This window comes from Massilia sp. Masssp94, assembly GCF_059491305.1.
Map to the genome: position 1 here is coordinate 5,483,270 of NZ_CP168501.1, position 24,428 is coordinate 5,507,697.

A 24,428-nucleotide genomic window follows, 5' to 3' on the forward strand; every position below is an offset into this window, starting at 1 on the left:
CTCAGTGCAGCCAGCGGCTGCTGGTGCGTGGACGAGCGGCATCGCGCGGCACGGCGCCCCGTTCGATGAACGCCTTCATGCGCGCGAGGTCGTCGTCCATCTGCGTCTTCGGATCGGACCCGAGCAGGGTCGCGAGACCGTGGCCGACGACGCCCGCCGGCGGCGCGTACGACATGTGCACGGTGACGCGGGTGCCGCCGCGATGCGGTTCGAACTGGATGGAGCCGCTCTGCGGGATCTCGGCGCCGGCTTCGCTGCGCCACGCCAGGCGGTGCGGCCGGGTCTGCTCGGTGAGCACGGCATTCCATTCGAACTCGCTGCCGCCGGGGCCGCGCACGACCCAGTGCGAGCGGCCGCGGCCGAGGTCGCGCACCTCGACGACGTGGGACATGAAGTGCGGGAAGTTCTCGTAATGGGTCCACAGGTCGTAGACGTCGTCCGGCGCGGCGTCGATGTGGATAGCCTTGCTGAAGTCGATGGTCTGGTCCATGCCGACGCCGCGGCCGCGCAGCATGCCCAGCAGCGGCTGGTTGGTGGCGCCGCGGGCCAGCAGTGCGGCGCCGGCCAGGCCCAGCATCCATGCCAGCGGCGAGCGCCGGCTCAGCGCATACAGGGCCAGCAGGCCGCCGCCGGCCAGGGCGGAATTGCGCGCGGTGGGCGTCCATTCGCCGCCGGGGCCCGCCTGCAGGGTGTCGCGCACCCGGGTGCGGACGTCGTGCGCCATGGCGCGGGCCTTGTCCATGCCGTTGCCGACCTCGTGTCCGCCCCCGTCGGCCGCACTGCCCAGCGCATGCCGTGCCTTGTCCATGCCGCTGCCGACGGCGCCGCTCGCGCGGGCCAGCGTGTCCTTCGCCTTGTCGATGCCGGCGTCGAGCGCTTCGCTTGCCGCGTGCCCCATGCGCTCCAGTGCCGAGCCCGACCTGGCCCCGGCACTGCCGCCACTGTCGGCCATATCGGCCGCGCGGTCGCGCAGCTCGTCGCCGGCGGCGCCGATGCGTTCGCCCGCGCCGCGCCAGACGTTGCCCAGTGCGCTGGACGTGCGCGCGCCCGCGTTGCGCACGGCCGCGGCCGATTGCGCGCGCCGCGCCCCGCCGCGGTCCGGGTCGAGCATGTACATCAGCAGGGCGCCGGCAGCGGCACCGCCGATCCACTTCGCGATTTCATAGCCTGTGTCCGTCGTGTTTTTCATGATTGGCTCCTCCGGTTGGTCTGGCCCTGGCCGCCGCCTCGTCATGCCAGGCGGTGGCCAGCAAATCCTGCACTTCCTCGTCGCTGGTCTGTTCGAATGCGTCGTACCACTGGCCGACGGCGCGGAAGTGGGGCGGGGTCGACAGGCAGACGAGTTCGTCGACGCGTGCCTCGAGCGCGGCCGCCGTGTCGGGCGGCGCGACGGGGATCGCCAGCACCAGCTCGCGCGGACCCAGCCGGCGCGCGACTTCGATGGCGGCCAGCATCGAGGAACCCGTGGCGACGCCGTCGTCGACGAGGATCGCGCTGCGGCCGGCGAGGTCGAGGGGCGGCCGGCCGCCGCGATAGGCGCGCTCGCGCCGCTGCAGTTCGGCCAGCTCGCGCGCCGTCACCGCGTCGACGTCCTGCGCGGTGACGCCCATCAGGCCGGGCACGCCGGGCTGGAGCACGCGGACGCCGCCGCTGCCCACGGCGCCCATCGCGAATTCCTCGTGGCGGGGCATGCCGAGCTTGCGCACGAGCAGGACGTCGAGGGCGATGCCGAGCCGCTGTGCGATGGCGAACCCGACCGGGACGCCGCCGCGCGGCAGTGCCAGCACGATGGCGTCCGGATGCCGGGTATGGGCGGCGAGCCGCTGCGCCAGCAGCCGGCCCGCTTCGGTGCGATTCTTGAAATGACGGATGTCGGCCATGATGCGCACGCTTTCAGAGTCCTTCCCTGATCTCGAACCGGGCGCGGCGTGAGCGCGGTCGCGGGCGGCCCGCGGGCCGTCCGCTCGCGTGCCTCGCCGTGCGGCTCATCGACCCTACTGGATCGTCAGCTGGCGCGCCGTGCCGCCCTGTTTCTTCGGCAGCGAGAGCATCAGGACGCCGTCCTCGAGCCGCGCCTGCGCGCTGGCATCGTCGACTTCGGAGGGCAGCGTGAAGCTGCGCTGGTACTTGCGCGTCGAGCGCTCAGAATACACCACCTGCTCACCCTGGCGCTGTTCGTTTGCCTGCTGACACTCGCCTTCGATGGTGACGCGCTGGCCGTCGATCGAAACGTGCACGTCCTCCTTCTTGACGCCGGGCAGCTCGGCCTTCACCTCGAAGGTTTTGTCCGTCTCGCTGACGTCCAGGCGCGGCATGCCGACGTCCTCGCCGGCCCAGCGCCCCTGGGCGAGCGGCGCGAAGAAGTCCTGGAACATGTTTTCGACCATGCGTCCGAACTGGTCTTCCATGGCGCCGGGACGGAGTGTGGAAAGCGTGGAAAGCGGCGTCGTGCCTCTTCTGATCAGGTTCATGATAGACCTCCCTTTTAAGAATGATGTCCCGCGGCGCGCAGGGCGCCGCAACACCATTTATAGGGCGGTCGAAAAGGGTTTGCAAGAGTCGTCTCGAACCGTGCGCGGGAACCCGGACGGACCTTTGAGGCAGGACAGCAGGCGAACGAAAGCGGGGAATTTTTGCGAAACCGCCCCGGTCAATGACAGTGCGGACCGGGGCAGATGCGGGCGTCAGCCGAGGTTGCGCCGGTGGAAGCGCAGGTGGTCTTCGACGAAGGTGGAGATGAAGTAATAGCCGTGGTCATAGCCCGGATGGCGGCGCAGTTCGAGCGGCTGGCCGACGGCGCGGCAGGCTTCCTCGAACGCCTCCGGGTACAGTTGTTCGGCCAGGAACTTGTCGCCCAGGCCCTGGTCGATCAGGATCCCCTTGGGGAAGGGCGGGGCGCCGGCACAGGCCATCAGCTCGGTCGCATCGTAGACGCGCCACGCGTCGCGATCGGTGCCGAGATAGCCGCCGAACGCCTTCTCGCCCCACGGGCAGCGGGACGGCGCGGCGATGGGGGCGAAGGCCGACACGGAGCGGAACAGGTCGGGGTTGCGCAGCGCCAGCATCAGCGCGCCGTGGCCGCCCATGGAGTGGCCGAAGATGCCCACGCGCGCCGGATCGGCCGGCAAGGTGGCGAGCACCAGTTCGCGCAGTTCGAGGATGTGGCTGTACATGCGGTAGTGGGTCGACCACGGTTCGCGGGTGGCGTCCACGTAGAAACCGGCGCCGGCGCCGAAGTCCCAGTTGTCGGTCTCGCCGGGCACGCCGGCGCCGCGCGGGCTCGTGTCGGGCGCGACCAGGATCAGGCCTTCCTGCGCCGCCACGCGCTGGGCGCCGGCCTTGATCATGAAGGTCTCTTCGGTGCACGTCAGGCCGGCGAGGTAGAACAGGACGGGCAGGCGCTTGCCGCGCGCGCCGGGAGGGAGGTACACGGAAAAACGCATCGGCAGGCCGATGGCGGCGGAATCGTATTTGTAGAAGCGCTGGACGCCGTCGAAACAAACGTGTTCGCTGAGGAGTTCGGGCATGGCTCGGTCCATCGGATGGTTGACTGATCGAAAGCGCAAGTATGCCCGGTCCGCAGGCAGGCCGCCACTGCGCTTCAGATCAGGCCGAGCGCCCCCAGCACGGCGCCGGCAGCGAGCAGCCACAGCAGGTGAATGCGCGTGCGCCAGATGATCAGGCCGCTGACGATCGCGGCGAGCCACAGGGGCCAGTTCGCCAGGACGGCGGACGCGGTCGGGGCACCTGCACCGGCACTCGCACCGGTACCGGCGGAACTGGCCATGATCCAGGCGGTGGACAGCAGCAGCGCGATCACGATGGGCGCCATGCCCTGCTTGAAGGCCCGGACGGCGCGCAGGTCGCGGTTGCGGTGGCCCCAGCGGGCGGCTGTGTACGTGATGATGGTGGACGGCGTCATGATGCCGACCATCGTCACGAGCACGCCGAACAGCGCGGCGGCCGTGCTGCCGGCGTTCATGCCGACGTGCCACCCCATCAGGGCGACGAACAGGACGTTCGGCCCCGGTGCGGCCTGGGCCAGCGCGATGGACTGGTTGAACTGTTCCTGGGTCAGCCAGTGGTGCTGCTCGACGAGGAAGCGGTGCATCTCCGACGACGTCGAGATGGCCCCGCCGACCGACATCAGCGACATCAGGAGGAAATGGCCGAACAAATTGAGCCAGTCGGCCCAGTCCAGCGCGAGGTGCAGGGGCGCCGTCATGATGCGAGCCGGCGGTACGCGAGGACGCAGCCCAGGCCGCCGAGGCCGAACAGCACCCAGGGGAGCGGACATTTGAGGAACGCGACGAGGATGAAGCCGGCCGCCGCGATGGCCAGGCACCAGGACAGGGGCAGCGGGCTTTTCTTCAGCGCGCTCGCCAGGCGCAGGCCGGCCGCGCCGATCAGGCCGGCACAGACGGCGGCCATGCCGTGCAGCGCGCCGGCCACGACGGGGCTGTCGGCGAAGCGGTCGTGCAGCACGGCCAGCCCGATGACGAGGATCAGGGGCACGGTCAGCAGGCCGGCCAGTGCGGCGAGCGCGCCGGCGATGCCGAAATAGCGGCCGCCGATCATCAGTGACAGGTTCACGACGTTCGGTCCGGGCATGATCTGGGCGACGGCCCAGTCTTCGATGAATTCTTCCTGGGTCAGCCAGCGCTTGCGGTCGACGATCTCGCGCTGGACGATGGCCAGCACGCCGCCGAAGCCCTGCAGGGCCAGCAAGGTGAAGGAAATGAACAGGTCGGCGAGGGAGCGGGGGCGGTGGGCGCTTTCGGACGGCGCGGTCGTGCCGGAGGGCGGGGAGCTGGGCGATGCATTCATGCCCCGATTATCGCGCCGCTCCCGGCATCCTGTCCATGTGGCGGTCCGGCGGTCCGGCGGTCCGGCGATCAGCCGCCTCCGATGCCCCGCATCACGCGTCCCGTGCCTTCGCATTCGGGACAGGTCTTGCCGTCGGCCAGCTTGCCGCTGCCGCCGCAGGTTTCGCACAGGTCTTCGCCGGCGCCTGGCGTGCCGGGTTCGGCTTCGTCGCCGGGTTTCAGGTCGGGATCGGGCATTGCGCTCATGGCGTCCTCGTGGTGGTTGGATAGACGAGGCCATTCTAGGCGCAGCGAAAACGGCGCGGCGCGCGCATGCGGCGCGGGTTTGTCATGAGGAATTCACAAACGAATGCCACATTGGATAAAAATTAATCTTGACTTTGGCCAAAGGTGGGAAATACTCGTTAGGCAGCAATCCCTTCAATCCATCAAAGTCAGGAACTGCGATGAACCAAGACACCCTCGAGCTCGAAGACGGTCAGGTGACCGTCCCTTACCAGCGGCGCGATACGCAACAGAAGGATATCGTCGACCTGGGCATTGCGCTCCAGCAGCGCAGCAATACGATGTCGGCCGTGGAATACCTGCGTTCGCAGAACGTCGGCAACGACGTCATCGAACGCGTGCTGACGGAGCCGGGCCGCAGGCGCTCCTGGTGCAGGTAAGGGTGCAGGCAGGCGACAAGCTCGACGGTTATGCACAGTCTTGCTCGCGTGCATCTTGCGAATATTCTCGATTCGTGTGTCACTTGACTTGGTAACTCATTGATTTTGTGAAGATTGAGTTTTGCCCGCGCAACGGGCAAATTGTTGAAACCCGCATTCCTGCTTGGTTTTGGCATGTCAAGAGGGTGTTTTTCCACAAACTTATACACAGTTTTTGTGGATATCTGATCAAGCCTTGTTGAAGAGGCAAGCGAGGCGGGCAGGGCCGTGAGCGGCCGCGTCCGCTGACGCTGGTTTGCTACATTGCCATCTGCGCTTGCATAAAGATACTGGACAAATGTACAGTTGAGCATCTATCCTCAACCGCCATGTCCGTCGCCACCGCCACCCCCGTTTCCCAGCCCGCCGCGCCCGCCGATCCGTTCGCCGGCCTGAATCCCGAGCAGCGCGCCGCCGTCGAGCACGACGTGGGTGCGGGGATGGTCCGGCCGCTGCTGGTGGTCGCGGGCGCCGGCTCGGGCAAGACGAATACGCTGGCGCACCGGGTGGCGAAGCTGATCCTGGCGGGGAGCGACCCGCAGCGCATCCTGCTGCTGACGTTTTCGCGCCGGGCGGCCAATGAAATGGGCCAGCGCGCCGCCGGCGTGCTGCAGCGCGTGCTGGGCATGTCGACGGCCGTGGGCAGCCTGCCGTGGGCCGGCACATTCCACAGCATCGGGGCCCGCCTGCTGCGCGAGTACGCGGGCCGGATCGGGCTGGAAGCCTCGTTCACGATCCACGACCGCGCCGACTCCGAAGACTTGATGGGCCTCGTGCGCCAGGACGTGGGCCTGGGCGCCGCCACCGGCCAGAAACGCTTTCCGCTGAAGGGCACGTGCCTCGCGATCTACTCGCGCGTCGTCAATTCCCGCGAGCCGCTGGCCGACGTGCTGCAGTCGACCTTCCCGTGGTGCAGCGAATGGGAAGAGCAGCTCAAGCGCCTGTTCGGCGCCTACGTCGACGCCAAGCAGGAACAGAACGTCCTCGACTACGACGACCTGCTGCTGTTCTGGGCCGAGATGGCGTCCGATCCGGAACTCGGGCCGGAACTGGGCGCGCTGTTCGACCACGTGCTCGTCGACGAATACCAGGACACGAACCGCCTGCAGGCCGCGATCCTGCAAGGCATGAAGCCGGACGGGCGGGGCGTGATGGTCGTCGGCGACGATGCGCAGTCGATCTATTCGTTCCGCGGCGCGACGGTGCGCAACATCCTCGACTTTCCGAAGCAGTTCGGCGAGCACACGACGATGATTACGCTGGACCGCAACTACCGCTCGACGCAGCCCATCCTCGACGCGTCGAACGCCGTCATCGCCGCCGCGCTGGAACGCCATGCGAAGACCTTGTGGACCGATAAGGTCGCCACCGGCAAGCCGCAGCTCGTGCTGATCCCGGACGAGGCCGAGCAGGCCCGCTGGGTGTGCAACCGCGTGCTGGAACAGCGCGAGGCGGGCATCAAGCTGACGCAGCAGGCCGTGCTGTTCCGCGCCGCCAGCCACAGCGCCGCGCTGGAGCTCGAACTCGTGCGGCGCAATATCCCCTTCGTAAAATTCGGCGGCCTCAAATTCCTGGAAGCGGCGCATATCAAGGACGTGCTCGCCATGCTGCGCTTCGCCCAGAATCCGGCGGGCCGCGTGGCCGGCTTCCGCGTCGTGCAACTGATTCCGGGAATCGGCCCGGCGACGGCGGCCCGCCTGCTCGATGCGGTGGCGGAGGCGCTCGACCCCGTCGCGGCCGTCGACGCGTTTCCCGCGCCTCCGCGCGCGCAAGGGGAGTGGGACCAATTTACCGCGCTGTTCCGCACCCTGCGCACGACGGGCCTGCGCTGGCCGCTGGAAATCGAACTCGTCCGCGACTGGTATCTGCCGCACCTCGAGCGCCTGCACGACGACGCAGTGGTCCGTGCCGCCGACCTCGACCAGCTGGTGGCGCTGGCGGGCGGTTATGGCTCGCGCGAGAACTTTCTCACCGAACTGACGCTCGACCCGCCGGAAGCAACGAGTGACCGCGCCGGCCCGCCGCTGCTGGACGAGGATTATCTGATCCTGTCGACGATCCACTCGTCCAAAGGGCAGGAGTGGAAGGCCGTGCACGTACTGAACGTCGTCGACGGCTGCATCCCGTCCGACATGGCGACGGGCAGCGCGGAGGACATCGAGGAAGAGCGCCGCCTGCTGTACGTGGCGATGACGCGCGCGAAAGAACACCTGCACCTCATCGTCCCGAACCGTTTCTTCATCAAGCAGCAGGCGCAGATGGGCGACCGGCACGTCTATGCGCAGCGCACCCGCTTCGTCACGCCCGTCATGCTCAAGCACTTCGAGGAATGCGTCTGGACGAATGCCGAAACGTTGCATGTGCGCAAACCGATGCCGGACAGCGTGCGAATGATGGTGCGCGAACGGGCCCGCAATGCCTGGAAATGAAAATAACGGCAAGATGACGGCAAAAGTGGGCAGAATCGGAACACTGTGACAAAGTTATCCACGCTGGGTCGATTTTGTAGGAATTTGCCTCATTTCCAGTGCCTGCTTAAAACACGAGCAACCGTAAGTCTTTGATTTAATTGGGTTTAGATTTTGCCCGTTCAATGGGCAGTTTGTTGAAACCCGCACCAATACTGGGCTTCCGGCTTGTCAAGAGGCGCTTGTCCACACAGTTATCCACATTTCTTGTGGATATTAAAATTAATCCAGTCGAATCAATACCTTAGGTCGCGGACTTGATGCGGCATCGAGCATTTTCGGGTCGATTAGGATCAAGTCAACCGAGCGCTGCACGGAGTGCCGCCAGGGCGTCCAGCGCACCCAGCGCCACCCCGACGCCCCGGCCGGGACGCACGTCGGGCTCGCGCGGATTGATCCGCACGAGCGGCGCACCCTGCGCTTCGCACATGTGCCGCACGGAAGGCACGTCCGTGCCGGCCCCCAGTTCGATGACGACGAGGTTCGACACCTGCGCGCGCCAGCGGTCGAGGCGGGCGTACTGCGCTTCGCTGCGGGCGTCCACCCAACGGCCGTCGCCGAACATCAGGATGTTGGGCCGCGCCAGCGCGCCGCAGTGCGGACAACGGGGCAGCGGCGGCGTCATCAGGCAGGTCGCGGGATCGATGAGCGGATCGACGGCATCGGCCGGCCAGATCGCATCGCCGCACGGGCGCGTGCATTGCAGGTGGTGGATCGAACCGTGGCATTCCACGACACGGTCCTGGCCGAAGCCGGCGCGCTGGAACTGCCCGTCGACGTTGCTCGTGAAGACGAAGGCGCCGTGCTTCAGGCGCGCACCGAGGTCGCGCAGGATCGCGAAGCCCGCATGCGGGACCGTGGCGCGATACAGCGCGAGGCGGTGGCCGTAGAAGCCCCAGGCCAGTTCGGGATTGCTGTCGAAGTTGCGCGGATTCGCGATCTCGACGAAGCGGATGCCCAGCGCGGCCAGCGGCGGATAGGCGCGCCAGAAGCCGTGGTCGCTGCGGAAGTCGGGCAGGCCGGAATCGACGCCGATGCCGGCCCCGGCGCCGATCAGGAGACCGTCGGCATCGCGCAGCAGCGCGGCGGCCCGCGCAAGTTCGGCGGCGCTCACGCGGCGTCCCCTTCGTCGATGCGGCGCTGCAGCTGTTCCAGCGCGGCCAGGAAGCGTTCGGCGGCGACGCCCGGCGGCCACGGTTCCCACGGTGCGCAGCCATACACGTCGACCAGCGGATCGTGCGCCAGCACGGCGGAGCGGATCTTCAGCGTCGTGCGCACTTCCTGCGCAGACCAGCCCGCCACGTGCACGGCTTCGCTGGCGGCGGCCAGGCGGTCGGCGCGCTTGTGGAGCTGGTGCTCGGCCGGCGTCCACGCGGGCAGGCGGTAGCGCAGGAACACGGCCTGTTCCAGGCGCCGCGTGAGGGCGCGAAAACCCTCGCCGAGGAACGGCTTGATCGGCGCGACGGCGTCGAAGCCGAGCAGGCCTTCTTCCGCGTCGTGCAACAGCTCGCGCAATTCGACGACGGCGGCGAGCGGCGTGGGCGACGCCGCGCGCCGCAGCAGCATCACGGCGATCGAATGCTGGGCCACGGACAGCGGCAGGGGCCACGCCGAGTGGCCGCCCCAGCGGTAGGTGCGCGCGAGGCCGAGGGCGAGGTCGCTGTCGTCCCAGTCGAACGGTGTCGGATTCAGCAGGTCGAGGCGCTTGCCGGACGGCATGCGGACCCAGGCGCGCATGTCGGGCGCCATGTCAGCGGTGGTATGAAACGGTGGACATGGCCCGATTCTACACGGCCGCGCCGGCCGACCCCGGCCGGATTGACGTGGCCGAACACGGGGCCCCGTTCGCGGTGTAGAGTAGGCTGCGGCCGGGCGGGGGCCCGGCAATCCGGAGTGCGGCTTCATGGGTGAACACGGCAAACGAATCGAGTGCGACGTTCTCGTCGTGGGCGGCGGCATCAACGGCGCCGGCATCGCGCGCGACGCGGCCGGGCGCGGCCTGCGCGTCGTGCTGTGCGAAAAGGACGACCTCGCGCAGCACACGTCGTCCGCGTCGAGCAAGCTGATCCACGGTGGCCTGCGCTATCTGGAGCAATACCATTTCGGGCTCGTGCGCAAGGCGCTGGCGGAGCGCGAAGTGCTGCTCAAGAGCGCGCCGCACATCATCCGGCCGCTGCGCTTCCTGATGCCCCACGCGCCGGGCCAGCGTCCGGCATGGATGATCCGCGCCGGCCTGTTCCTGTACGACCACCTGGCGCGGCGCGACTTCCTGCCGGCGTCAGACACGGTCGCGTTGCGCGAACTCCCGGCCGGTGCCGCGCTGCAGCCCCGCTTCACGCAGGCGTTCGCGTATTCCGATGCGTGGGTCGACGATGCGCGCCTCGTCGTGCTGGCGGCGCTCGATGCGCGCGAACGGGGCGCGACGATCTTCACGCGCACGCGCTGCGCACGGGTGCGGCGCGACGCGAAGCGGTGGGACGCCGACCTGGAGGGTCCGGACGGCACCGCCCACGTGCACGCGCGCTGCCTCGTCAACGCGGCCGGGCCGTGGGCGGGCAGCTTCCTGCAGGCGACGGGTGCCGGCCCGGCACGCCCCCTGCGGCTCGTGAAGGGCAGCCACATCGTCGTGCCGCGCCTGTTCGACGGCGACCAGGCGTTCCTGCTGCAGCAGCCGGACGGCCGCATCGTGTTCGCGCTGCCGTACGAGGGCGCGTTCACCCTGGTGGGCACGACGGACGTCGACCACGACGCGCAGGACGTCGACCGCGTCGCCATCAGCCCCGCGGAGACGGCGTACCTGTGCGACGCCGTGAACCGCTGCTTCGAGCGGCGCATCGGGCCGGACGATGTGGTGTGGAGTTATGCGGGCGTGCGGCCGCTGATCGCGGACGATGGCGGCGGCAGCGCATCGTCCGCCAGCCGCGACTACCGCTTCGAGCACGACACGGCCGGCGGCGCGCCGCTGCTGTCCGTGTTCGGCGGGAAGGTGACGACGTTCCGCAAGCTCGCGGAACAGGCCGTCGACTGGATCGGGCCCGTGCTGGGCCGCCAGGTGCCGGCGTGGACGGCGCATGCCTGCCTGCCGGGCGGCGACCTGTATGGCAAGGAGCCGGTCGCGCGTGCGGTGCTCGAGTACGACGCGTGGGTGCGCACACGCCGCCAGCAATTCGCCTGGCTGCCCGACGGCCTGCTGGCGCGCTATGCCCGCAGCTACGGCACGCGCCTGGCCACGCTGCTGGCGCATTGCCGCGCGCGTGCCGACCTGGGCGAGGAAATCGTGGCCGGCCTGTACGAGGTCGAGGCGGACTACCTCGTGCGCCAGGAATGGGCGATGGCGGCCGACGACATCCTGTGGCGCCGCACGAAGCTGGGCCTGCACGTGGCGCCGGGCGCGGCCCAGCGCCTCGATGCGTGGCTGACGGCGCGGCGCCGCGGCACGGTCGCCGCGCAATAGCGCGCTTTACTGCGCGTTCTTCGCCAGCCAGGCGTCGATCTCGGGCAGGCGCGCCGCGTTCACCTGGATGCGGTCCTTGATGGCCGCGATGGCCGCCTCGACGTCGCCGCGCGAGCTCGGTGCCAGGTTCGCCTGTGCGTACGCGCCCAGTTTGTCGACCATCGCCGGATCCGACGATCCCGTCGCGAGGCGCGCCAGGTAGCGGCTGCGCGAGCTCGCGTCCACGCGGTCGTTGATCTGCGCGAGGTTCGCGATCGCGAAGTCGAACGCCATGTCCGGATAACGCAGCGCCACTTCGGAGATCATCTCGGCGCCGATCGTGAGGCCCGGTTCGTCCGTCAGCGCGAGTTGCAGCGCGCGCATGGCGAGCGCGCGGTCTTCGGTCGCGGCCAGCAGGGTGTAGCGCTGGTCGCGCACGAGCGGCGTCGTCTCGTTGCGCGCGGCTTGCTGCAACTGGTCCCACGTGGCGGCGTCCGCGTGCTGGGCGACGACGCCCATCACCGTCTTGCGCAGCGGTCCCGGCACGGCGCTGGCGTCCGTCGCCAGCGCGGCGTAGCGGCGGCGCGCTTCGGCGATGACGTTGGCGTCGCCGAGGTTGCTCAGCACATTGACCAGCTCTTCGCGCAGGTTGGCGACGGACGACGCTTCGCCCGGCCGCGCAGTCCAGCCGACCTGCGCCATCAGCGGTGCCAGGCGCGCGATCGCGAACGTGTCGAAACGCTTCTGGCGGGTCGCGTCGCCGCCGCGGGCCTGTTCGCGGTAGCGGTTGTGGACGCCGTCGAGCAGTGCGGCGATGCGCGTCCACACGGCCGGATCGGCGCCGGCGGGCGTCGCCTGCACGAGGTCCAGCACGTCGGACGCGGGCTGCAGGCCGGCCTGGCCCAGGGCGCTGCTGTCGGCCAGCAGGCCGATCTGGTCGATCGGCGCCAGGCTGGCGAAGCGCGTGGCCAGCTGGGCGAAATCGGCGGAGGAGTACAGCGTGCGGTAGTAGCCGCTCTGGCCCGCGTTGACGATGACGGCGCCGCAGCCGGGGATCGTGATCGTGCCTTTGCCGCCCGTGACGAGCGTGCTCGCCTGCTTCGTGGTCCCCCTTGTGCTGCCGGCGATCTGCGCGATCACGGGCACGCGCCAGGCCAGTGGCACCTTGTCGGCGCGGTCGCGCGTGAATTCGGCCTGCGTCAGCGCCACCGTGGTCGCATTGTTCCGGCACGCCGGCTCGCCCACCTTGATCAGCGGGACGCCCGGCTGCAACGTGAAATCGTGGGCGATCGCGGTGACGGGCTTGCCGGCCGCCTTCTCGATCTGCTTCCACAGGTCGTCCGACACCGTGTTGCCGTACGCGTGCGCCTTCATGTACGCGCGCACGCCGTTGCGCCACGCGTTCGTGCCCACATACGCTTCCAGCATGCGGATGACGGATTCGCCTTTGGAGTACGTGATCTCGTCGAAGGCCTGGTTGGCCTGTTCGACCGTCTCCACGTGCTGCACGACGGGGTGCGTGCCGGCGACGGAGTCGCGCCGCATCGCGCTTTCGCGCACGCCGACGGCGCCCAGGTGCGTGTTCCATTCCGGATGCAGGCGCGCGGTCGTGCGGCTCTCCATCCACGATGCGAAGCCTTCGTTGAGCCACAGGTCGTCCCACCAGCGCATCGTCACGAGGTCGCCGAACCACTGGTGCGCCATCTCGTGCGCGGCGGTGGCGAAGATCTCTTCGCGGTCGTGCTGCGTGGCGATCGCGGGGTCGAGCAGCAGCGCGTATTCGAACGTGAAGATCGCGCCCCAGTTTTCCATCGCGCTGAAGAACTGGCTGCGGCCCGCGCCGGCCACGTTGTCCAGCTTCGGCAGCGGGTAGCGTACGCCGAAATAATCGTTGTATTCGCGCAGGATGGCCTGCGACGCATCGAGCGCGAACTTCGCCTGCGGCACCGCGCCGCGGCGGGTGACGACGCCGATCTCCGTGCCGTCCACCTTCGCGGCCGCGCGCTCGAAGTCGCCGAGCGCGAAGAACAGCAGGTAGGTCGACATCTTCGGCGTGGTCGCGAAACTCACGCGCTTGCGGCCGTCCGGCAGGGTCTCCGTCTTCGTCGCCGGCATGTTACTGACCGCCATCTGGGCGGCCGGCACGACCACGTCCAGCGCGAAGCTGGCTTTGTACGCGGGCTCGTCCCAGGATGGGATCATGCGGCGCGCGTCCGAGTTCTCGAACTGCGTGTACAGCGCGCGCTGCTGCTTGCCGTCCGCGCCGGGATAGTCCAGCGAGAACAGGCCGACGGCCTGCGTGCCGATCGCGCCCGTGTAGTCCATCGCCAGGCGGTACATGCCGGGTGCGATCGGCTGGGCGAACGTGAACGTGGCGGTCTGGGCATCGTTGTCGACGGCGACCGAGGCTTCGCGTCCGGCGCCGCCGGCCGCCGGTGCCAGCGTCACTTTCGAGAATTTCAGCTCGGCCGCGTTCAGCGTGATCGTGCTGGTGGCCTTGGCCACGTTGATCGTGACGACGGCGCGGGCGCCGAACGAGGCGTTGGCGGCGTCCGGCGTCAGCGCGACCTGGTAATGCGTCGGGACGACGCCGCGCGGCAGTTGCGTGGTGGTGTCGGCGTTCGCCGTCGCGCTTGCGCGGGTAGGCGCGGCGCCGACGTGAAAGGGTGCGGTCGCCAGAGCAAGGGTAAAAGCTGGGGCGACGGCGGCGGAAAGCAGCTTGCGGTGCATGGAAATCCTGTCGTGTATGTATGTCGGACCCGCGCGTGATGTCGGATGGACGCGCGCGGCCAAGCCGGGAATCTACGGTTAAACGGCGCACGCTGTCAAATGAGCAAAAGGACAGGATGCGTTATGATCGGCGGCGCCAATCGAATGAGGAGACGCTGGATGAAACTGTACACGAGCACCCGCGCGCCGAGCCCGCGCCGCGTCCTGATGTTCATGGCCGAGAAGGGCATCACCGACATCGCCACGGTGCAGATCGACCTGGGCAAGGCCGAGCACCGCAGCGAGGCGTTCGCCCAGCTCAATCCGATGGCGCAGGTGCCCGTGCTGGAACTGCCCGACGGGCGCACGCTGGCGGAGACGCGCGCCATCTGTACTTACCTGGAGGGGAAGTATCCGAACCCGAACCTGATGGGCGAGGACTTCGAGGAACGCGCGTTCATCGAGATGATGGACCGCCGCTGCGAGCTGCAGCTGTTCCTGCGCATCGCCAACTGCGTGCGCCACACGCATCCGGGCCTCGCGCCGCTGGAACAGCCGCAGTTTCCCGACTTCGGCGCGGCGCAGGGCGCCAAGGTGCGCGAGACTGCGCGCTGGCTCGACGGCGTGCTGTCGGACCGCGATTTCCTGGCGGGCGAGCGCTTCACGATCGCCGACATCACGGGGTTCTGCGCGCTGGAGTTTGCGCGCGGGCTGATGAAGTTCAGGCCCTCGGACGAGGGGCTGACGAATTTGCAGGCGTGGCGGGACAGGATTGCGGAGCGGCCGAGCGCCCGGATCGTATGAGTCGTCGTTCCCGCGGAAGCGGGAACCCATACTGAGCTTCAGGGTTCGATATCTTTGCGACTTCGGAACCTCAGCATGGATCCCCGCTTTCGCGGGGATGACGCCAGTCTGCTATCCAACCCGCTTGTACCACGGCCGATCCCCCTCGATCGCCTGGTACGTCCCCGCATACGCATCCGACACGGCCAGCGGCCGGTCCAGGCACAGCACGCCGAAGCGCGCGAGGCTGTCGTGGAACAGCCGCAGCACGCGCTGGCGCAGCACGGGCCCGAAGTCGGACAGCGCGCCGCAGCACAGGATCGCCTGGAATTCGTTGAACGACGCATCCGTCACGAGGTTGTACTGCGACCACGTGATGCGCCGGCGCAGCTGCGGCTGCAGGCGCGCCTGGCCGTCGCGCACTTCGAAGTACGTCGACAGCGCGGCATGGCCGCCCCTCGCGGCGTAGCGGGTCTGCGCGGCGTCCAGCTCGGCCACGGGCAGCCACGCGTCCTGCATCTCGGCCACGAGTTCCTCGTTGGCGAGGGTCGCGTGGATGTCCAGCTTGCCCAGCACGCCTTCTTCCGCCAGCACGATGGCGAGACCCCACGCTTCGCCGACGCCCGCGCATTCCGCCAGCCATACGCGCGGCACGGGCCACGCGCGCAGCGACGGCGCCAGCACGGTGCGCAGGCGCTGCGTGTGGCCCGTGTTCTCGAACAGGTCGACGGGCTGCGGCGCCAGCATGCGCAGCAGCGCGGACGCAGCAAGCGGGGCGTGCAATACCTTTTCCTGCAGGCCGGACAAGGTGGCGGCGCCATGACCGCGCATCGCGTCGCCCAGCCGCCGGCGCAGGTACGCCCGGTCGTAGCCGCGGAACTCGTGGCCGTAGCGCTGGAACAGTGCCTCCAGCAGCAGCTCCGTTTCCAGCTCCTCGACCGCCAGCCCGGCCGCGAGGCCGGTCCAGGTATTCGCTACGGACGTCATCAGTGCAACCAGACGCGCATCATCGACAGCAGCTGGGCGACGTCGACCGGCTTGGTGATGTAGTCGGACGCACCCGCGGCGATGCACTTGTCGCGGTCACCCTTCATCGCTTTCGCGGTCAGCGTGATGATCGGCAGCGACTTGAACTTCGGGATGCGGCGGATGGCGCGCATCGTGTCGTAGCCGTCCATCTCCGGCATCATGATGTCCATGAGGACGATCTCGATGGCCGGGTCCTTTTCCAGCACCTCGATGCCGTCGCGGCCGTTCTCGGCGAACAGCACCTGCATCTGCTGGCGCTCCAGCAGCGACGACAGCGCGAAGATGTTGCGCAGGTCATCGTCGACGATGAGGACCTTGCGGCCCGCGAGGCCGCCGTCCGCCGCGTGGATCTCTTCCAGCATGCGGCGCTGCGTCTCCGGCAGGCTGGCCTGCGAGCGGTGCAGGAACAGCGCGGTCTCGTCGAGCAGGCGTTCCGGCGAGCGCGCATCCTTGACGACGATGGTCTTGGCATAGCGCTTCAGCTTCGTGACCTCCTTGCGCGACAGTTCCTGCGCCGTGTAGATCACGATCGGCAGGTCGCGCAACGCTTGCTGCTTGCCGATCTGGTCGAGCAGGTCGAAGCCGGAGATGTCGGGCAGCGTGAGGTCCAGCACCATGCAATCGAAGTGCTGCTGCGCCAGCGCCTCCAGCGCCGCCTTGCCGTCTTCCGCCGTCACGATGCGCACGTCGGAATCGCCGATCAGGCCGACGATCGATTCGCGCTGCGCCATGTCGTCCTCGACGACGAGCAGCGAACGCTTGCCGCCCATGAGGAATTTCTGGATGCGCTTGAATTCTTCCTGCAGCATCTCGCGGCTCACGGGCTTGTTGATGTACGAGATCGCGCCCTGGCGCAGGGCGCGCTCGCGCTCGCGCAGCGACGACATCACGTGCACGGGGATGTGGCGTGTGCTCGGGTCGCGTTTCAGGCGGTCGAGCACCGTGAAGCCGTCGATGTCCGGCAGGTCGATGTCGAGCAGGATCGCGGACGGCAGGTAGTCGCGGGCGAGGGACAGCGCGGAATCGCCGCGGTGCGTGACGATGCTCTTGAAGTTCTTTTCGCGCGCGAATTCGAGCAGCGTCTTGGCGAAACGCTCGTCGTCCTCGACGATCAGCACGGACGGGTCGCCCGGCACGATCAGGCCGCGGTCGTCCAGCATGGCCGCGTATTCGACCAGGCTGTTCGACGGGTCGGGCAGGGTGACGCTGGTGACGGGTTCCGGCTCCACTTCCAGCAGCATCGTGGGTGCCGGCAGGGCCGACGGTTGCGGCTGCGGCGGCGCGAGGCGTGCCGGTTGCGGCTGGCGGGTCTGTTCGTAGTTGATGAAGCCCGCGCGGTTGTACGGCAGGTACAGCGTGAACGTGGAACCGATGTTCACGGTGGACTCCACGCGGATTTCGCCGCCCAGCAGACGCGCCAGTTCGCGCGAGATCGACAGGCCCAGGCCCGTGCCGCCGTATTTGCGGGCGGTGGAGCCGTCGGCCTGCTGGAATGCCTCGAAGATCAGCTGCAGCTTGTCGGCCGGGATGCCGACGCCCGTGTCGCGCACGGAGAACGCCAGCACGGCGTCCGCATGCAGCAGGTGCGGGTGGTCGGCCGTCCAGCCGCTCGTCACGAGGCTGATCGTCAGCGACACGTTGCCGTGGCTCGTGAACTTGAACGCGTTCGACAGCAGGTTCTTCAGGACCTGCTGCAGGCGCGTCGTGTCGGTCATGACCGCGGTCGGCAGGTTGTCCGCCAGCTCCACCGAGAAGCCGAGATGCTTCGCCTCGGCCATGTGGCGGAACGTGCGGTCCACGTAGTTGCGCAGGTTCGAGAAGCGGTATTCCGACACGTCCAGCGTGACCGTACCCGACTCGATCTTCGACAGGTCGAGAATGTCATTAATCAGGGTCAGCAGGTCGGAGCCGGAGCCGTGGATCGTCTTCGCGAATTCGACCTGCTTGGACGACAGGTTGCCTTCCGGGTTGTCGGACAGCTGCTGCGCGAGGATCAGCAGCGAGTTCAACGGCGTGCGCAGCTCGTGCGACATATTGGCCAGGAACTCGGATTTATATTTCGACGACAGCGCCAGCTGCGTGGCCTTTTCTTCCAGCGCCAGCTTCGCCTGTTCCACCTCGCGGTTCTTGCGTTCCACCTCGATGTTCTGCTCGGACAGCAGGCGCGCCTTTTCCGCCAGCTCCTGGTTCGTCTGCTGCAGTTCCTGCGCCAGCGACTGCGACTGGGTCAGCAGCGATTCCGTCCGGCTGTTCGCCTCGATCGTGTTCAGCACGACGCCGATCGATTCCATCAGCTGGTCGAGGAAGGAGAGGTGGGTTTCCGTGAAGCGATCCAGCGACGCGATCTCGATGACGGCCTTGACCTGCTGTTCGAACAGGATCGGCAGCACGACGATGTTCGTCGGCGGCGCGGAACCGAGGCCGGACGACACGACGATGTAGTCACGCGGGACGTCCGTCAGCCAGATGCGGGTCTTCTCCAGCGCGCACTGGCCCACGAGGCCTTCGCCCGGCAGGAACGACGTCGGCAGTTTTCTGCTCGAACGGTAGCCGTACGACGCGATCATGCGCAGGCGCGCGTCGGCTTCCTGCGAATCCATCATGTAGAACACGCCGTGGTGCGCGGAGACCAGCGGCGCCAGCTCGGACAGGATCAGCTTCGTCACGGCCTGCAGGTCGCGCTGGCCCTGCAGCAGTCGGGTGAAGCGCGCCAGGTTGGTCTTCAGCCAGTCCTGCTGCGCGTTCTTCTGCGTCGTCTCCTTCAGGTTGCGGATCATCTCGTTGATGTTGTCCTTCAGGTAGGACACCTCGCCGCGCGCTTCCACCTGGATGGAACGCGAGAGGTCGCCGCGCGTCACCGCCGTCGCCACTTCACCGATCGCGCGCATCTGGTTCGTCAGGTTGGCCGCCAGCTGGTTGACGTTCTCCGTCAAGTCCTTCCACGTACCCGCGACACCGGACACGTTGGCCTGGCCACCCAGCTTGCCCTCGGTACCCACCTCGCGCGCCACGCGGGTCACCTCGGAGGCGAATGACGACAGCTGGTCCACCATCACGTTGATGGTGTCCTTCAGTTCGAGAATCTCGCCCTTCACGTCCACCGTGATCTTCTTCGACAGGTCGCCGCGCGCCACGGCGGTGGTCACCGCCGCGATGTTACGCACCTGGCCCGTCAGGTTCGATGCCATGAAGTTCACGTTATCCGTCAGGTCTTTCCAGGTACCGCCGACGCCCGGCACGTACGCCTGGCCGCCCAGCTTGCCCTCGGTACCCACCTCGCGCGCCACGCGGGTCACCTCCGATGCGAACGAGGACAGCTGGTCCACCATCACGTTGATGGTGTTCTTCAGTTCCAGGATCTCGCCCTTCACGTCCACCGTGATCTTCTTCGACAGGTCGCCGTTCGCCACGGCGGTCGTCACGTCGGCGATGTTACGCACCTGCGCCGTCAGGTTACCCGCCATCGAGTTCACGCCGTCCGTCAGGTCTTTCCACGTACCCGCGACACCCGGCACGTTCGCCTGGCCGCCGAGCTTGCCTTCCGTACCCACTTCACGCGCCACGCGGGTCACCTCGGACGCGAAGGAGTTCAGCTGGTCGACCATCACGTTGATGGTGTTCTTCAGTTCGAGAATCTCGCCCTTCACGTCCACCGTGATCTTCTTCGACAGGTCGCCGTTCGCCACGGCGGTCGTCACGTCCGCGATGTTACGCACCTGGCCCGTGAGGTTACCTGCCATCGAGTTCACGGAGTCCGTCAAGTCCTTCCACGTGCCCGCGACGCCTTTCACCATTGCCTGGCCGCCGAGCTTGCCTTCCGTGCCGACCTCCCTGGCGACGCGGGTCACCTCCGATGCGAACGAGGACAGCTGGTCCACCATCACGTTGATGGTGTTCTTCAGCTCGAGGATCTCGCCCTTCACGTCCACGGTAATCTTTTTACCGAGGTCGCCGTTCGCCACCGCGGTCGTCACGGCCGCGATGTTACGCACCTGGCCCGTGAGGTTGGACGCCATGAAGTTCACGTTGTCGGTCAAGTCCTTCCACGTGCCCGCGACGCCAGGCACGTAGGCCTGGCCGCCGAGCTTGCCTTCCGTACCGACCTCCCTCGCCACGCGGGTCACCTCGGACGCGAAGGAGCGGAGCTGGTCCACCATCACGTTGATGGTGTCCTTCAGCTGCAGGATCTCGCCGCGCACGTCCACCGTGATCTTCTTCGACAAGTCGCCGTTCGCCACGGCGGTGGTCACCTCCGCGATGTTACGCACCTGCGACGTCAGGTTGCCCGCCATCGAGTTCACGGAGTCCGTCAAGTCCTTCCACGTGCCCGCGACGCCGGGGACGTACGCCTGGCCGCCCAGCTTGCCCTCGGTACCGACCTCGCGCGCCACGCGCGTCACCTCGGACGAGAACGACGACAGCTGTTCCACCATCGTGTTCGCGGTCGTCGCCGCGCGCAGGTACTGGCCTTTCAGCGGGTGGCCGTCCACTTCCAGCGCCATCGTCTGCGACAAATCGCCCTTCGCGACGGCGCCGATGACGCGCGCCATTTCCGTCGTCGGGCGCACGAGGTCGTCGATCAGGGTATTGACCGAGCTGATGATGGTGGACCAGCCGCCCACGACGCCGGGCACGGAGGCGCGCTGCGTCAGATGACCTTCGCGGCCCACGACGCGCGACACTTCGGTGACCGCCTCGACCATTTTTTCCTTGGTCTCGATGATGTCGTTCAAGGTATCGGCGATCTTGCCGGACACGCCGGTCCAGTCGGACGGCATGCGCACCGAGAAGTCGCCTTTTTTCAGCGCCATCAGCGTGGACAGCAGCAGCTTGACATCGAGCTGTTCAGCCATGTCGGTCATGTTATTCATTGACTAAAGATCCTCGAAGAGAAAGCGGAAGGGGGCTGGCGCGCATGGTCTTCAGACAACGCGCATTGTTAAATGCTAAGGAAACGCAACGATACACCCGTGTCCGGTCAAGTCAAGCATGCATATGGCCTGACAGACAGGATTGTTACGAATCCACCATAAACTTGCATTTTTGAAATTTTAAATGGACAATTCGCGCGAGGATATTCGAAAGTCGTAAAGACTGGCGCACGATTCGATGGAGGGCGTTGTTCAACATGTATCGGAACGACAACTGATCCAATGTCATGGCTCTGCCATAATGAATAAAAGACCAATTTTTCGTGCTTTTTGGTTACAACTCAACTAGCATAGCGGGGTGTCATTACACCCCATTCAAACAGCGCGAGGCATCCATGAAGACCGTCGATTTAGACGAGTTGTTACATACCGACACCGCGTCCAGTTGGGGCGAAGCGCTGTTCGCCCTCGGCCGCCACTATGGATTCGAGAAGGTCTTGTTCGGCATGTCGGGCTCGCGCCACGCGCGGCTCGAGAACGCATTTATACAGAGCAATTACCCGACAAAATGGCGCGAACGCTATGACGCCGAGCGGTTCGCCTATGTCGATCCCGTCGTCAGCCATTGCCTCGCCACCACCTTGCCGTTGATCTGGCAGCCGGAAATCTTCCGCAGCCCGGCCCAGCGCGCGCTGTATGAAGAAGCGTGCACGTACGGCATCCGCGCCGGCGTGACGTTTCCGATCCATGGTCCGAACGGGGAGTTTGGCCTGCTGAGTTTTGCCGTCGACACGGCGGCGGATAATGCGTTCCTGCGCGACGTCACGAGCATGCTGCCCGATCTGGCGCTGGTGCGGGATTATGCGTACGCGTCGGGCGTGCGTTTCTGTCCGCCGCCTGTGCAGGAGGCGGCGCCGCGCCTGACCCCGCGCGAGCTGGAGGTGCTCAACTGGGTCATGGTGGGCAAATCGTCGTGGGAAATTTCAAAAATCACCGGCTGTTCCGAGGCGACGGTGAACTTCCATATGGGCAATATTCGCCAGAAGTTCAACGTCAACACCCGGCAACAGGCGGTCGTGAGGGCCATCTCGCTGGGGTTGATTACCCCAGAAGATCACCATCGTTGAGCTTGCCGTTGACATAGAGTTTCAACAGCAACGCGACCGGGGCCGGAATGGCCAGGCCCGTTTCGAAGCGGCTGCCGCTGGATTGCGTGACGCCAAATCGGCCCCAGAATTTCTCCTGGCTCTCGCGCTTGCTTATCCGGTATTTTTTCAGATCGCTGATGGAGGGCGCCAGGGATGCGGGCGTTTTCATCATCAGGTTGCCTGCCGACGGTTCCCGCAGGCTTGCTTCGGTAACGAAATCATTAGCCATCGCCGCTCCTCCATGGAAAGATGTGTGAGAAACAAGTATTCCATGCAACATTCATTTAGCGTCCTAGCAACCCTGCTAGTTTCTTATCGAATGTGCCGGTTGCGTTAGCTTGCTAACTGATGGTTACCACCGAAATAGGTCACGTCCAGCGTTTTCTGAGTGCAATTACTTGAGTTTCCTCAAAAGAAAAGCATAGGTCAGCGCCCACATCGTCGCCGTCTGCTCGTTGTTCGCCGCGCCGGCATGGCCGCCCTCCGTGTTTTCCCAGTACAGGACGTCGTGCCCCTGGTCGCGCATCCGCGCCGCCATCTTGCGCGCGTGGCCCGGGTGGACGCGGTCGTCGCGGGTGGACGTCGTGAACAGCACGCGCGGATACTGCTTGTCCGGCGAGACGTTGTGGTACGGCGAGTAGCGGGCAATGTAGTCCCATTCGTCGGGATCGTCGGGGTCGCCGTACTCGCCGATCCACGACGCGCCGGCCAGCAGCTCGTGATAGCGGCGCATGTCCAGCAGCGGCACCTGGCAGGCGACGGCGCCGAACAGGTCCGGCCGCTGCGTCAGGGCCGCGCCCACGAGCAATCCGCCATTGCTGCCACCCATGATGCCCAGGTGGGGCGGGGTCGTGATGCCGCGCCGGATGACGTCCCCGGCGACCGCGAGGAAATCGTCGAACGCCTTTTGCCGGTTTTCCTTCAGCGCCGCCTGGTGCCAGCGCGGCCCGAACTCGCCGCCGCCGCGGATGTTCGCGAGGACATATGCGCCGCCCTGCGCCAGCCATGCCTCGCCCGTCGTGCCGCTGTAGAACGGCGTCAGCGACACTTCGAAGCCGCCGTAGCCGTACAGCAGGGTCGGATGCGTGCCGTCCAGCGGCGCGTCCTTGCGCATCACGACGAAATACGGGACGTGCGTGCCGTCCGGCGACTCCGCCGTGAACTGGCTGACGGCATATGGCGACGCATCGAAGAACGCCGGCATCGACTTCAATAGTTCGCGCCCGTCGCGGCCGGCCTCGATCAGGTACAGGCTGCTCGGCGTGAGGAAGTCGGTCACGGTGAGAAACGCCTGGTCCGAGTCGTACTCGTCGACGGCGGAGACGTGCAGCGCGCCCATGCCGGGTGCGTCGACGTCGCGGCGTTGCCAGTGGCCATCCACGTGCTGCCATTCGATGATCCGGTTCTTGACGTTGTCGAGGATCGTGAGGAAAAGTGCTCCTGGCGTGGCCGCGATGCCGTCCAGCGACGTCGTCGGCGTGGGTTCGAACAGCACGTCGAAATCGCGGCTTCCTGCGAGGAAACGGTCGAACCCGATGGCGAGCAGGGCGCCCTGCGGCCACGTGCGGTCCCCAAGCGTCCAGTCCGAGCGCAGTTCGACGATGAACTGGTCGCGCAGCGCGAACGCGTTCGCGTCCAGCGGTTTGTCGATGGGCTCAAGCTGGCCGCTCGCGGGATCGCGCATGAACAGCTCGCTGCTGTAGAAATCGATCTGGCGCAGCACGAACTGGCGCTCGTGGCCCGGGGTCGGGTCGTGCCAGGCGGAGACGGACAAATCGTCTTCCCGCGCTGCGTAGACGAGCGTGGCCTCACTGAGCGACGTGCCGCGCTTCCACGCCTTGACGATGCGCGGGTAGCCGGATTCGGTCATTGAGTCGGGGCCGAAGTCGGTGGCGACGAACAGCGTGTCCGCGTCGACCCAGCCGACGCTCGACTTCGCTTCCGGCAAGGTGAAGCCGCCGTCGACGAAGGACAGCGTCGCCACGTCGAATTCGCGCACGACGTGGGCATCGCCGCCGCCGCGCGACAGCGAGACGAGGCAGCGCGTGCCGTGCGGCTCCAGGAAGGTCACGCCCGCCCACACCCAGTTCTCGCTTTCAAGGCGGGCGAGGACGTCCAGGTCCAGCACCGTTTCCCAGGCGGGCGCCGGCTTGCGGTACTCGTCCAGCGTCGTGCGGCGCCAGATCCCGCGTTCGTGGTCGGCGTCGCGCCAGAAGTTGTAGAAGCGGCCGGCGTGGTGGCCGGCGTAGGGGATGCGGTCGCGCGAATCGAGGATCGTCTTCAGCCGCGTGCGCAAGGCCGCGTAGCCGGGAAGGGCGGTGAGTTCGCGCTCCGTCTCCGCGTTGCGTTCGGCCACCCAGCCGAGCGCGCGGTCGGAATCGACGTCTTCCAGCCACAACCAGGGGTCGAGATGTCCATTATCCGCTTCACGCATATGCATTCCTTATTGTTGAGCTC

Annotated in this window: 19 protein-coding genes; 5 read left to right on the forward strand and 14 right to left on the reverse strand. The window is 66.9% G+C overall.

Translation table 11 applies throughout. The annotated features are described in order from the left end of the window. Position 1: 1 nt before the first annotated feature. From ACEN9G_RS24400 to ACEN9G_RS24430, 7 genes are all read right to left on the reverse strand, one after another. Entirely contained in the window at positions 2–1,189 is a 1,188-nt protein-coding gene (locus ACEN9G_RS24400; protein ID WP_483127096.1) for an SRPBCC family protein, read from the reverse strand. Then, complete coding sequence (locus tag ACEN9G_RS24405; protein ID WP_483127097.1) at positions 1,161–1,880, reverse strand: phosphoribosyltransferase; 720 nt, start codon at positions 1,878–1,880, stop codon at positions 1,161–1,163. Before ACEN9G_RS24405 ends, ACEN9G_RS24400 begins: the two co-directional genes overlap by 29 nt. Positions 1,881–1,994: 114 nt before the next feature. Continuing rightward, on the reverse strand, positions 1,995–2,471 hold the full coding sequence (locus ACEN9G_RS24410; protein ID WP_413341933.1) for an Hsp20/alpha crystallin family protein: 477 nt from the start codon (positions 2,469–2,471) through the stop codon (positions 1,995–1,997). A 213-nt stretch (positions 2,472–2,684) separates the two neighbouring features. Further along, positions 2,685–3,527, reverse strand: coding sequence for an S-formylglutathione hydrolase (gene fghA, locus ACEN9G_RS24415; RefSeq protein ID WP_413341931.1), 843 nt, complete (start codon positions 3,525–3,527; stop codon positions 2,685–2,687). 74 nt (positions 3,528–3,601) lie between these two features. Then, on the reverse strand, positions 3,602–4,225 hold the full coding sequence (locus ACEN9G_RS24420; protein WP_413341930.1) for a chromate transporter: 624 nt from the start codon (positions 4,223–4,225) through the stop codon (positions 3,602–3,604). After that, a complete protein-coding gene (locus tag ACEN9G_RS24425; RefSeq protein ID WP_413341928.1) occupies positions 4,222–4,827 on the reverse strand; it encodes a chromate transporter in 606 nt (201 codons plus the stop codon). The genes ACEN9G_RS24420 and ACEN9G_RS24425 overlap by 4 nt, the downstream gene beginning before the upstream one ends. Positions 4,828–4,895: 68 nt before the next feature. Further along, complete coding sequence (locus ACEN9G_RS24430) at positions 4,896–5,072, reverse strand: hypothetical protein (RefSeq protein ID WP_181158672.1); 177 nt, start codon at positions 5,070–5,072, stop codon at positions 4,896–4,898. Between the two features lie 200 nt (positions 5,073–5,272). Between ACEN9G_RS24430 and ACEN9G_RS24435 the strand changes: the two genes are divergently transcribed. Further along, entirely contained in the window at positions 5,273–5,491 is a 219-nt protein-coding gene (locus ACEN9G_RS24435) for a hypothetical protein (RefSeq protein ID WP_413341926.1), read from the forward strand. Positions 5,492–5,859: 368 nt separating this feature from the next. Then, on the forward strand, positions 5,860–7,959 hold the full coding sequence (locus tag ACEN9G_RS24440; protein ID WP_413341924.1) for an ATP-dependent helicase: 2,100 nt from the start codon (positions 5,860–5,862) through the stop codon (positions 7,957–7,959). Positions 7,960–8,296: 337 nt separating this feature from the next. Here ACEN9G_RS24440 and ACEN9G_RS24445 read toward each other — a convergent pair whose 3' ends face one another. Then, on the reverse strand, positions 8,297–9,112 hold the full coding sequence (locus ACEN9G_RS24445; RefSeq protein WP_483127098.1) for an SIR2 family NAD-dependent protein deacylase: 816 nt from the start codon (positions 9,110–9,112) through the stop codon (positions 8,297–8,299). Next, the gene (locus ACEN9G_RS24450; protein ID WP_483127099.1) at positions 9,109–9,735 is read right to left on the reverse strand and encodes a phosphohydrolase; all 627 of its coding nucleotides are present in this window, start codon (positions 9,733–9,735) and stop codon (positions 9,109–9,111) included. The genes ACEN9G_RS24445 and ACEN9G_RS24450 overlap by 4 nt, the downstream gene beginning before the upstream one ends. Positions 9,736–9,901: 166 nt before the next feature. Here ACEN9G_RS24450 and glpD point away from each other — a divergent pair, with 166 nt between their 5' ends. Further along, positions 9,902–11,452: a glycerol-3-phosphate dehydrogenase gene (glpD, locus tag ACEN9G_RS24455; RefSeq protein WP_483127100.1), complete on the forward strand. Its 1,551-nt coding sequence runs from the start codon at positions 9,902–9,904 to the stop codon at positions 11,450–11,452. 6 nt (positions 11,453–11,458) lie between these two features. Here the strand turns inward: glpD and ACEN9G_RS24460 are convergent, their stop codons facing one another. Continuing rightward, positions 11,459–14,161, reverse strand: a complete 2,703-nt coding sequence (locus ACEN9G_RS24460) for a M1 family metallopeptidase (protein WP_483127101.1) — start codon at positions 14,159–14,161, stop codon at positions 11,459–11,461. Positions 14,162–14,320: 159 nt separating this feature from the next. On the opposite strand from ACEN9G_RS24460, the gene ACEN9G_RS24465 reads away from it, so the two are divergent. Next, complete coding sequence (locus ACEN9G_RS24465) at positions 14,321–14,944, forward strand: glutathione S-transferase family protein (protein WP_413340177.1); 624 nt, start codon at positions 14,321–14,323, stop codon at positions 14,942–14,944. 111 nt (positions 14,945–15,055) lie between these two features. Here the strand turns inward: ACEN9G_RS24465 and ACEN9G_RS24470 are convergent, their stop codons facing one another. Both ACEN9G_RS24470 and ACEN9G_RS24475 read right to left on the reverse strand, forming a co-directional pair. After that, positions 15,056–15,910 carry a CheR family methyltransferase gene (locus ACEN9G_RS24470; RefSeq protein WP_413340175.1) on the reverse strand — a complete coding sequence of 285 codons (855 nt, stop codon included), beginning with the start codon at positions 15,908–15,910 and terminating at the stop codon, positions 15,056–15,058. Further along, the gene (locus ACEN9G_RS24475) at positions 15,910–20,823 is read right to left on the reverse strand and encodes a response regulator (RefSeq protein WP_413340173.1); all 4,914 of its coding nucleotides are present in this window, start codon (positions 20,821–20,823) and stop codon (positions 15,910–15,912) included. Before ACEN9G_RS24475 ends, ACEN9G_RS24470 begins: the two co-directional genes overlap by 1 nt. A gap of 395 nt (positions 20,824–21,218) precedes the next feature. On the opposite strand from ACEN9G_RS24475, the gene ACEN9G_RS24480 reads away from it, so the two are divergent. Next, the gene (locus ACEN9G_RS24480) at positions 21,219–21,950 is read left to right on the forward strand and encodes a helix-turn-helix transcriptional regulator (RefSeq protein WP_413340171.1); all 732 of its coding nucleotides are present in this window, start codon (positions 21,219–21,221) and stop codon (positions 21,948–21,950) included. On the opposite strand, the gene ACEN9G_RS24485 is transcribed toward ACEN9G_RS24480, so the two are convergent. Both ACEN9G_RS24485 and ACEN9G_RS24490 read right to left on the reverse strand, forming a co-directional pair. After that, positions 21,925–22,143 (reverse strand): helix-turn-helix domain-containing protein, encoded by a 219-nt coding sequence (locus ACEN9G_RS24485; RefSeq protein ID WP_219845242.1) that lies wholly within the window; start codon positions 22,141–22,143, stop codon positions 21,925–21,927. The two genes, ACEN9G_RS24480 and ACEN9G_RS24485, sit on opposite strands and share 26 nt — an antisense overlap. Before the next feature lie 222 nt (positions 22,144–22,365). Continuing rightward, positions 22,366–24,405, reverse strand: coding sequence for a prolyl oligopeptidase family serine peptidase (locus tag ACEN9G_RS24490; protein ID WP_413340170.1), 2,040 nt, complete (start codon positions 24,403–24,405; stop codon positions 22,366–22,368). Between the last annotated feature and the right edge of the window lie 23 nt (positions 24,406–24,428).

Excerpts from the sequence above, each read along its gene's own strand:
- ACEN9G_RS24465 (WP_413340177.1), top strand. The coding sequence starts at position 14,321 with ATGAAACTGTACACGAGCACCCGCGCGCCGAGCCCGCGCCGCGTCCTG.
- ACEN9G_RS24440 (WP_413341924.1), top strand. The coding sequence starts at position 5,860 with ATGTCCGTCGCCACCGCCACCCCCGTTTCCCAGCCCGCCGCGCCCGCC.
- ACEN9G_RS24490 (WP_413340170.1), bottom strand. The coding sequence starts at position 24,405 with ATGCGTGAAGCGGATAATGGACATCTCGACCCCTGGTTGTGGCTGGAA.
- ACEN9G_RS24425 (WP_413341928.1), bottom strand. The coding sequence starts at position 4,827 with ATGAATGCATCGCCCAGCTCCCCGCCCTCCGGCACGACCGCGCCGTCC.
- ACEN9G_RS24480 (WP_413340171.1), top strand. The coding sequence starts at position 21,219 with ATGAAGACCGTCGATTTAGACGAGTTGTTACATACCGACACCGCGTCC.
- ACEN9G_RS24470 (WP_413340175.1), bottom strand. The coding sequence starts at position 15,910 with ATGACGTCCGTAGCGAATACCTGGACCGGCCTCGCGGCCGGGCTGGCG.
- ACEN9G_RS24475 (WP_413340173.1), bottom strand. The coding sequence starts at position 20,823 with ATGAATAACATGACCGACATGGCTGAACAGCTCGATGTCAAGCTGCTG.
- ACEN9G_RS24450 (WP_483127099.1), bottom strand. The coding sequence starts at position 9,735 with ATGCGCGCCTGGGTCCGCATGCCGTCCGGCAAGCGCCTCGACCTGCTG.
- ACEN9G_RS24430 (WP_181158672.1), bottom strand. The coding sequence starts at position 5,072 with ATGAGCGCAATGCCCGATCCCGACCTGAAACCCGGCGACGAAGCCGAA.
- ACEN9G_RS24460 (WP_483127101.1), bottom strand. The coding sequence starts at position 14,161 with ATGCACCGCAAGCTGCTTTCCGCCGCCGTCGCCCCAGCTTTTACCCTT.
- ACEN9G_RS24400 (WP_483127096.1), bottom strand. The coding sequence starts at position 1,189 with ATGAAAAACACGACGGACACAGGCTATGAAATCGCGAAGTGGATCGGC.
- ACEN9G_RS24435 (WP_413341926.1), top strand. The coding sequence starts at position 5,273 with ATGAACCAAGACACCCTCGAGCTCGAAGACGGTCAGGTGACCGTCCCT.
- ACEN9G_RS24420 (WP_413341930.1), bottom strand. The coding sequence starts at position 4,225 with ATGACGGCGCCCCTGCACCTCGCGCTGGACTGGGCCGACTGGCTCAAT.
- glpD (WP_483127100.1), top strand. The coding sequence starts at position 9,902 with ATGGGTGAACACGGCAAACGAATCGAGTGCGACGTTCTCGTCGTGGGC.
- fghA (WP_413341931.1), bottom strand. The coding sequence starts at position 3,527 with ATGCCCGAACTCCTCAGCGAACACGTTTGTTTCGACGGCGTCCAGCGC.
- ACEN9G_RS24410 (WP_413341933.1), bottom strand. The coding sequence starts at position 2,471 with ATGAACCTGATCAGAAGAGGCACGACGCCGCTTTCCACGCTTTCCACA.
- ACEN9G_RS24405 (WP_483127097.1), bottom strand. The coding sequence starts at position 1,880 with ATGGCCGACATCCGTCATTTCAAGAATCGCACCGAAGCGGGCCGGCTG.
- ACEN9G_RS24485 (WP_219845242.1), bottom strand. The coding sequence starts at position 22,143 with ATGATGAAAACGCCCGCATCCCTGGCGCCCTCCATCAGCGATCTGAAA.